This window comes from uncultured Arthrobacter sp., from assembly GCF_902805515.1.
Taxonomy (GTDB): domain Bacteria; phylum Actinomycetota; class Actinomycetes; order Actinomycetales; family Micrococcaceae; genus Arthrobacter_D.
This window is the reverse complement of the sequence record NZ_CADCTE010000145.1, coordinates 1-7,554: the sequence shown is the minus strand read 5'-3', so window position 1 is coordinate 7,554 and position 7,554 is coordinate 1. Positions and strand designations below refer to the sequence as shown.

Annotated in this window: 7 protein-coding genes and 1 pseudogene; all 8 read left to right on the top strand. The window is 67.9% G+C overall.

Annotated features, from left to right (window positions below):
* Window positions 1-550 (top strand): annotated as a pseudogene (locus tag QZX79_RS13090) (glycosyltransferase family 2 protein); the annotation flags it as partial.
* Window positions 551-655: 105 nt separating this feature from the next.
* Entirely contained in the window at window positions 656-1,747 is a 1,092-nt protein-coding gene (locus QZX79_RS13085; protein ID WP_294568747.1) for a hypothetical protein, read from the top strand.
* 10 nt (window positions 1,748-1,757) lie between these two features.
* A complete protein-coding gene (locus QZX79_RS13080) occupies window positions 1,758-2,576 on the top strand; it encodes a glycosyltransferase (RefSeq protein WP_294568746.1) in 819 nt (272 codons plus the stop codon).
* The gene (locus tag QZX79_RS13075) at window positions 2,566-3,855 is read left to right on the top strand and encodes a lipopolysaccharide biosynthesis protein (protein WP_294568745.1); all 1,290 of its coding nucleotides are present in this window, start codon (window positions 2,566-2,568) and stop codon (window positions 3,853-3,855) included. Before QZX79_RS13080 ends, QZX79_RS13075 begins: the two co-directional genes overlap by 11 nt.
* Window positions 3,852-5,630 carry a glycosyltransferase gene (locus QZX79_RS13070; RefSeq protein ID WP_294568744.1) on the top strand — a complete coding sequence of 593 codons (1,779 nt, stop codon included), beginning with the start codon at window positions 3,852-3,854 and terminating at the stop codon, window positions 5,628-5,630. Before QZX79_RS13075 ends, QZX79_RS13070 begins: the two co-directional genes overlap by 4 nt.
* Window positions 5,627-5,962 carry a hypothetical protein gene (locus tag QZX79_RS13065; protein ID WP_294568743.1) on the top strand — a complete coding sequence of 112 codons (336 nt, stop codon included), beginning with the start codon at window positions 5,627-5,629 and terminating at the stop codon, window positions 5,960-5,962. Before QZX79_RS13070 ends, QZX79_RS13065 begins: the two co-directional genes overlap by 4 nt.
* Window positions 5,962-6,216, top strand: a complete 255-nt coding sequence (locus QZX79_RS13060; RefSeq protein ID WP_294568738.1) for a hypothetical protein — start codon at window positions 5,962-5,964, stop codon at window positions 6,214-6,216. Before QZX79_RS13065 ends, QZX79_RS13060 begins: the two co-directional genes overlap by 1 nt.
* The gene (locus tag QZX79_RS13055) at window positions 6,213-7,265 is read left to right on the top strand and encodes a hypothetical protein (protein WP_294568736.1); all 1,053 of its coding nucleotides are present in this window, start codon (window positions 6,213-6,215) and stop codon (window positions 7,263-7,265) included. Before QZX79_RS13060 ends, QZX79_RS13055 begins: the two co-directional genes overlap by 4 nt.
* Window positions 7,266-7,554 lie beyond the last annotated feature (289 nt).

Genomic DNA, 7,554 nt, shown 5'->3' with positions numbered 1-7,554 from the left:
GCCACCCGACGGCAGCATGGACCCGCAGGAGATCGGCTGGTTCGTCTCCCCGCTCCAGCACGACTTCGACTTCGTCAAGGGCTCCCGCCATGTGACCGGCGGCGGCTCCGAAGACCTGACCTGGCTGCGGAAGGCCGGAAACCATGCCCTGACCGGGCTGGCCAATATGGTCCTGCACAGCAACTACTCCGACCTCTGCTACGGCTACATCGCCTTCCGCCGGGAGTGCCTCGAGGTCCTGCAGCTGGAATCCGACGGCTTTGAGATCGAGACGGAGCTGATCGTCAGGGCGGCGAAGGCCGGCCTTCGGATTGCCGAGGTCCCCAGCCTGGAGCTGGACCGTATCTCCGGGGCATCAAATCTTCAGACCTTTCGGGACGGGTGGCGGGTGCTCCGGACCATGGCTCACGAATGCCTCGTGTGGGAGGCCCCTACCGCCGGGGCCCGCCCGGAGGTGCTGCGGCGGGTGAAATACGCCTATTCCAATGTGAGCTTCCCCCGAACCCCCACGGATCCGCAGAGCGTTCTCCCCTTGATGAGCGCGAGTTGACCCGTAAAGAACTCACCGCCGGGTAGCGCCGCGGAAACCAAGGCACGTCCGACGCCGTGCACCCAGCAATACCACTCAACCGACACCTTCCAGACAGGGGACGATATGCGCACCGGGCGTACAAAGGCACTGCACTTCGACATCCACGGGCGGGTGAGGATCCGCGTCGACGCAAAGGCGCCGTCAGCGGCCCAGCTCCAGAGCATGTTGGCGTGTTTCGCCACCGACACCGAAGGGCCGGCCGACATCATAGTCGATAGCCAGCCGGAGCCGATGCCGGAGGCGGGTCTGCTTGAGCACGAGCTCGCGTATACCGAGACCAGCGTGCGTTTCCAACACGATCGGGTCCAGATCGTCAGGGAGCCCGAGCAGTGGCGCATTCACGGGGCGGGCGAACTGCTGACCTCCGTGGTCCCTGTTCTCGACGCCGCCATGGTCGGCCAGGGTGCCGCCATGTTCCATGCGGCAACGATGGCCTACAACGGTCACGCCATCGCACTCCCCGCCGCCGGGGGCACCGGCAAGACCAGCACCGCGGCGAAGCTGATGAGGCGCGAGGGATGGTCGTTCATGGGCGACGACTGGGCCTTCCTCGCCGAGGACGGCACGCAGCTTGGTTATGCGAAGCCGATGTTCATCAAGCCGCACCACCGGACCATCTACCCGCACCTGTTCGAAGGTGTCCGGAAGCCCCTGGTCCCCTCGGCGCTCTCCCAGAGCGTCGGCCGCCTCACCACGCTGGTGCACCCATACGTCATCCGTTATCCGCGCCTCGCGGACTTCTCCCGCCGCTGGTCGCCGGAGCACCGCATGGTCGATGCGTCAAGCGCGTTCCCAGGACGGGAGGTGACAACCTCGGCCCCGCTCGCGGTCGCCGTCTACATCGAGCGCTTCGAGGGCAGCCGGTCCCGGATCGTCGAGCGGACGAAGGACTGGATGGTCGACCGCATGATCGGCAACTTCCACATCGAGATGGCGGGTTTCTCGCAGCGGGTCGTGACCAGCCTGGCGGCCACGTCGGTGATCTCATGGCGCGAGCACTTCGCCGCAAAAGGGGTAGTGCTGAGCAAAGCGCTCGACGGCCGGCCCTGCTACCTGCTGCAGGTGCCCTCCGCGTACACGGCGGACCAGGCGTCGGATGACATCGTCCGTTTCCTTGAGGAGCTGCTGCCGTCGGTCCTCGACGAGCAGTCCTGAGAGGTGAACAGTGGATTACAGCCCCAGCGAGGTCACCGCGGTCGTTCCGGCCCGTAACGCGGAGAGCATGCTCCCGCGCTGCCTCGAGGCCCTGAGCCAGTCCGGTGTCGCCGAGATCATCGTGGTGGATGGATGCTCCACCGACCGCACCGTCGATATTGCCCTCGCGGCAGGTGCCCGGATCCTGAGCGACGAGGGCCGGGGCCTGCCATGGGCCCGGACCCTCGGTGTGAAGAGCAGCAGCACCCGGTGGGTCCTGCTCGTCGACTCCGACGTCGTCTTCGGGCCTACGGGGGTCGCTGACCTGCTCACTGAACTGGTGGAGGAGGGCTACGACGCACTCCAGGCCGGCCTGGAAAGCGTCGCTGGACCGGGCTACTGGGGGCAGGCGCTGGCCCATCACCACCGCACCGGCCGCAGCCGCAACTGGTTCGGACTGGTGGCAACGGTCATCGACCGGGAGCTGATGCTGGACGTCGGCTTCGACGACTCGTTCAAGTCCGGGGAGGACATCGAGCTGCGCTGGCGGATGCGGCAGTCAGGAATGCGAACGGGCGTGTCACAAAAGGTCCTGGTCGAACATCGGTTCGCCGCCGACGACTTCGACTTTGCACTCGATCAGTTCCTCATGGATGGCAAGGGACTCGGACGGATGATCCGCAAGCACGGCTGGCGCGGTGCGAGGTTGGCCCTGCTGCCCGCCGCCGCGGCTGTCCGGGGCAGCGCCCTGAGCCTCGCCGGGGGGCAGCCCCGGTGGCTGCGCTACTACCTCGCCTTCTGCTGGTACAACTACGCGGGCATGGCAAAGGGCCTCGGTCGTGTGGGCTGAGCGGGCCTCCGCGGTCCCGGACCCCTCGACCGTCGTCCGGCGTTCCGCCCTGCACAGCTCGCTCGGCCTCGTCGTGGCCAAGGCCGCCGCGACGGGCACGGGTTTCGCCTTCTGGATCGTGGCCGCCCGCGCGACGACCGACCATGAGGTCGGGCTCACCACCGCAGCGGTCTCGGCGGTGATCCTCTGCACGCAGCTCGCGGTGCTGGGCACCGGGTCGGCGGTGATCGTCTCCGTGGGTCGGGGGGAGCCACCCGAGCGGGTGCTGAATTCCGCGTTCGGCATTGTAACGGTGACCGGCACCGTGCTGGCCGTCGGCTTCCTCTTTCTTCAGCTGATGACCGCGGACGCGGAGACGGCGTCGACATCGATCCTCTTCTGGGTCACGTTCCTCGTGGCCGTTGTCGCAGGGACAATGTGCACCGTGCTTGACCAAACGCTCGTGGCGCTGGGCCGCGGTGCCAGCGCGACCACCCGGTACACCGTGGCCGGCGTGCTCTCATTTGGGGCTGCAGCGTTCCTTGCCTGGTGGCGGAACGGTGCCGCCGCCGACATCCTGATGGTCTGCTGGACCTTCGGGTCGGTTGTGGCGTTCCTCATCGGCATGGTCCAGCTGCGGCGATTGATCGGGTACCGGCCGCGGCCCTCCCTGCACCTGGCGCACAGCCGTTCACTGCTGGTGGTTGGCATCCCGAACCAGCTCATCACGCTTACCGAGCGCGCCCCCGGACTGATCCTGCCGCTGCTGCTCGCGCTCCTGGTATCGCCGGCAACCGCTGCCTACTGGTATCCCGCATGGATGATGGCCTGGGCCGCCTACACCGCCCCGATGCTGATGGCCATCGTCCAGTTCTCCGAAGGTGTCCGTGACCCCGCCCGGCTCGTCCCGAAGTTCTTCGCGAGTTTCCGGTGGTCACTCGCCTTGGGATGCGTGGCTGCCGCCGTTCTCGTCGTTTTCGCGCGTCCGCTGCTCCACCTGCTCGGGGAGAATTACGCCGACTCGTCCACCATCGCCCTGCGCTTGCTGGCGATCGGAGTGGTGCCGTACGCGGTGCTCCAGGCCTATAACGCCGTGTGCCGGATCCGCGGCCGCTACCTCGAGCCGATTATCGTTGGCGTGGTGGTCGGGACCGCCGTCTCCACCGCAGCGCTGCTGGCCGCCGACCTGGGCGCCAGCGCCATGGCCCTTTCGTTTCTCCTGGCGCTCTCCGGCGGCGCCGTGGTGGTCGGCCTGCGGCTGATCGCCATCCTTCGGCGCGTCAGGCGGGAGGCACGATGATCGATGAACTTGAAGTGACTCGACCCACCGGGGGGCGCTGGAAGCGCCGCGATGTGCTGTGCATCGTGGCGGGCGTGGTGGCGCTGGCTCTGGTCGTGGGTGCCGCCTCCACGGTGTCGGTGCCCGTGGCCAGCGACCTGGGGCTCGTCGCGGTGCTGCCCTTCCCCTTCTGGATCGGGGTCCTGATCCTTAACATCGCCTTCTTCGTGGCGCTGCGCGGGGACGCGGATGGCCCGGCGCGCCGCCTGGTCATGATGTCGCTCCTCGTGGTCTTCGTGCTCGTGCTCTTCGGAACTCCGATCTTCGTGACGGACGTACCGCGCGGTGAGGTCGCGTTCCGTCACCTGGGAGTCTCCGACGCCCTCTCCCAGGTGGGGGTCGACCCCGACATCGACGCCTACTTCAACTGGCCGGGCTTCTTCGCCCTCCTGGCGACCATGCTCGCGGCGACCGGTCTCGACCCGGTGACCGTGGCCCTGTGGGCGCCGGTGGTCAACGTGGGTCTGTGGCTCACCGCCGTGGGCGCGGCGACGCGGTTCCTCACGAGCGACCCGCGACGGCGCTGGCTGGTGCTCTGGCTCTTCTGCCTCGGCAACTGGCAGGACCAGGATTACCTGTCGCCCCAAGCTTTCGGCTTCTTCCTCTACCTCGTCCTGATCGGCCTGCTCGTCGGCCCGCTGGCCGCCCGGCCCGCTCCGTTCCGCGGTTTCCGACGTGGCAACCTGGCGGAGTGGTGGCGGGGACGGACCCCCGCCGACCCCCGCCCAGGACACCGGGTGGGGGCCCTGGTGGTGGCCCTGCTGCTCATCGTCGTCATCTGCGCGAGCCATCAGTTGACTCCGTTCATGATGATCGTTGCCATCACCGCCCTCACTTTGAGCGGCCGGGTCTGGCCCAGCCGGCTGCCCCTGATCGCCGGCATCGTGCTGGTGCTCTGGCTTGTCTACCCTGCGAGTCCATACCTCGTCGGGCACCCGCCCCTCGAGGATGCGGGGCTGGGGGCCGCGATCACCTCAAACGTCGTCGACCGGGTGAGCGGGACCCCGGGACACGTGGTCGTGGTGCAGCTCCGGGTTCTGCTCACCATCGTGCTGTGGTCGCTTGCCGCGGCGGGGGCGCTGCGTGACTGGCGCAGGGGCCGCCTCGATCTCCGGGTGGTCCTTCTCGCCTTCTCCCCGGTGCTGATCTTCCCCGTGCAGATGTACGGCGGCGAGATGCTCATCCGCGTCTCGCTGTTCGCGCTGCCGTTCATCGCCCTTCAGGCGTGCTCGATCCTGCTTCCCACGGAGGGCAGCACACGTCCCTCCTCCCGCGCGACCGGGGCTCTCGTACTCACCTGTTTCCTGCTGGCGGCGCTGACGGTGACCGGCCGGTTCGGCAATGCCCAGTATGACGTCTTCGCCGACAGCGAGATCGCCGCCATGGACGCCGTTGAGGAAATGGCTCCGCCCGACTCGGCGATCATCTCGGCTGCGCATCCGACGCCGTGGCGTGAAGACGCCTACCTCGACCACCAGTACCGGACGATCGAGGACCTGTGCCAACAGGACCTGACGCCGGCGACGTGCGCCCCAACCGTCTATGAGTACGCCCGGCGCAACGCCCAGGGCGCCTACCTGGTGCTGATGAGTTCGGCCGAGGCGAGTCTGGTCATCCAAGGCGACACCACCACCTCCGACTTCGCCGAAATGGAGAGGTGGCTGAGGACCCAGGAGGGTGTGCAGCTCTCGTTCAGAAACCCCCACGTGCGCGTGTACGAGGTGGTGCCAGAATGAGCGGGGTCAGCCGGCTGACCGTGGCGCTCGGTATCGCCGCCGTTGTGCTGTCGGTGGCGACCGTCATCGGGCTGCCGGCGCCGCTGCAGGCGGTCGCCGCGATAGCTGTCCTCGTCCTCCTTCCGGGGCAGGCACTTGCCCGGCTCACCCAGGTGACAGATGTCGCGCTCGCCGCGGTGCTCGTCCTCGCGATCGGCCTCGGCACGCTGACGGTCGTGTCAACGGCGATGTTCTACCTGACCTTGTGGTCGTGGCAGGCTTGCGTCGTCACGATGGGCGTGATTACCGTCCTCGCATGCATAGTGCGCGCACGGCAGGAGGTGGCTTGGTAATGGAGGAGCTGGAGGACTTGGTTGCGTCGAACGGCCTTGTATTCGAACTGGCCGGCCTGTTCGTGGCCGGCGTGCTGCTCGTCACCCTTGTTACGGTCGAGGTCCGTCGTGCCGGAACGGTCACTGGACCAGACACCGGGCGGCGTGCGGGTCCCGCGATCTTCAGCCCAAGGGAAGGCCGCGTGCTCATCGCTGTTATGTGGGTGTTGTGCGTGCTCCTCTTCCTTCCACGCGTGCTGGAGCTGCTCGCGTGAGCAGTGGGGCGCGGTGGTGGCTCCTCAGCGACCTCCATCTGGACATGTCGGATGACGACCCCCGAAGCCCCGGCAGGATGCTGGCCGAATTCCTGCGCCGCGAGGTGCCTGCAGCCTCTAACCGTCAGGAGCACGTCGTCTTCGTGGGTGACACGTTCGAGCTGGCCGGGCTGACGGAGGACGAGAGCCAGTCCCGGCTCAAGTCCATCCTTGCCTGCCATCCGGCCACGTTCCAGGAGCTTGAGGCATGCGCGGCGCGCGGTGTGCAGCTGCACTTCCTCTGCGGCAACCACGACGCCGACCTGGCCCGGCCCTCGGTTGCCGCCCGCCTGTCGGCGCTGCTGTCACCCCTTGAGCCCACGCGGGTCAGGGTGCACCCGTGGATCCTGCACGTGCCCCACGTGCTCGTGGCCGAGCACGGGCACCAGCACCACGCGCTGCACCGGACGCCGGAGGTGCTCCGCGCGGCGGTCAGCGACACCGATGAGCTGCACCTGCCACCGCTTGCGGCCTGGCATGCCCATCCCGCACGGTCGCGACTGCAACGGGCCGGAGCCGTTGCCCGCGCCTGCCTCGGATCCGAGCGGGCGGAACGCCGCGTTCGACAGCCCGCGTACGACGAGCTGTTGCAAACCGAGTCGCTGCAGCTGGCGCTCGACGGGGACACCGTTCGGGATCTTGCCCGCCTGTCCCGGTTCCGGACGGTGTCGGCGCTCCCGGCCACTGTGATTCGCATGGTGCGCCGCGGCGTCGGGCGTGCGGTCAGCGGTGAGGAGGCTCCTGCCGCAGCGGGTTCCATCACACGCACCCTCGAGGCTCACGGCTTCGGGGTGGCCTGGTACGTCTCGGGCCACACCCACCGGGCACTCGAGTCGCCGGTCACGGCGTCCACCACCCGGTACGTCAACACCGGCACATGGTGTTCGGACGTCCGCGGCCACGGACCTGACCAGTCGGACCGTCGGGCGTTCCCGTACGCCGTGATCACTGTGGATCCGGATGGCGCCACCAGCGGCGGGCTGCGGTACTGGCGCCCGGACGGAGGCTGAGCCGTGCCGATACCAGCACCCGTGGTAGGGACCCGGTGGTCTCCCTATGCTTGGGGCGCAAGCCCGACCTGCTGTTTGAATGTCCGCCTCCGGGAAGATTCATAAGGGGTTATCGGATGCATTCGGCGCTCCCTCGACGAACACCCCGCCGGTGTGTGGCCGCAATGGTGGCCGCACTTCTGGCGGTCTCCACCGCGGGGTGCACCAGTGAGCCCGACGACCCGCCCGAGGAGGTTGAGATTGCGGCTGTCGGCGACATGAACGGCGTCGGGACCTACGCAACTAGAAA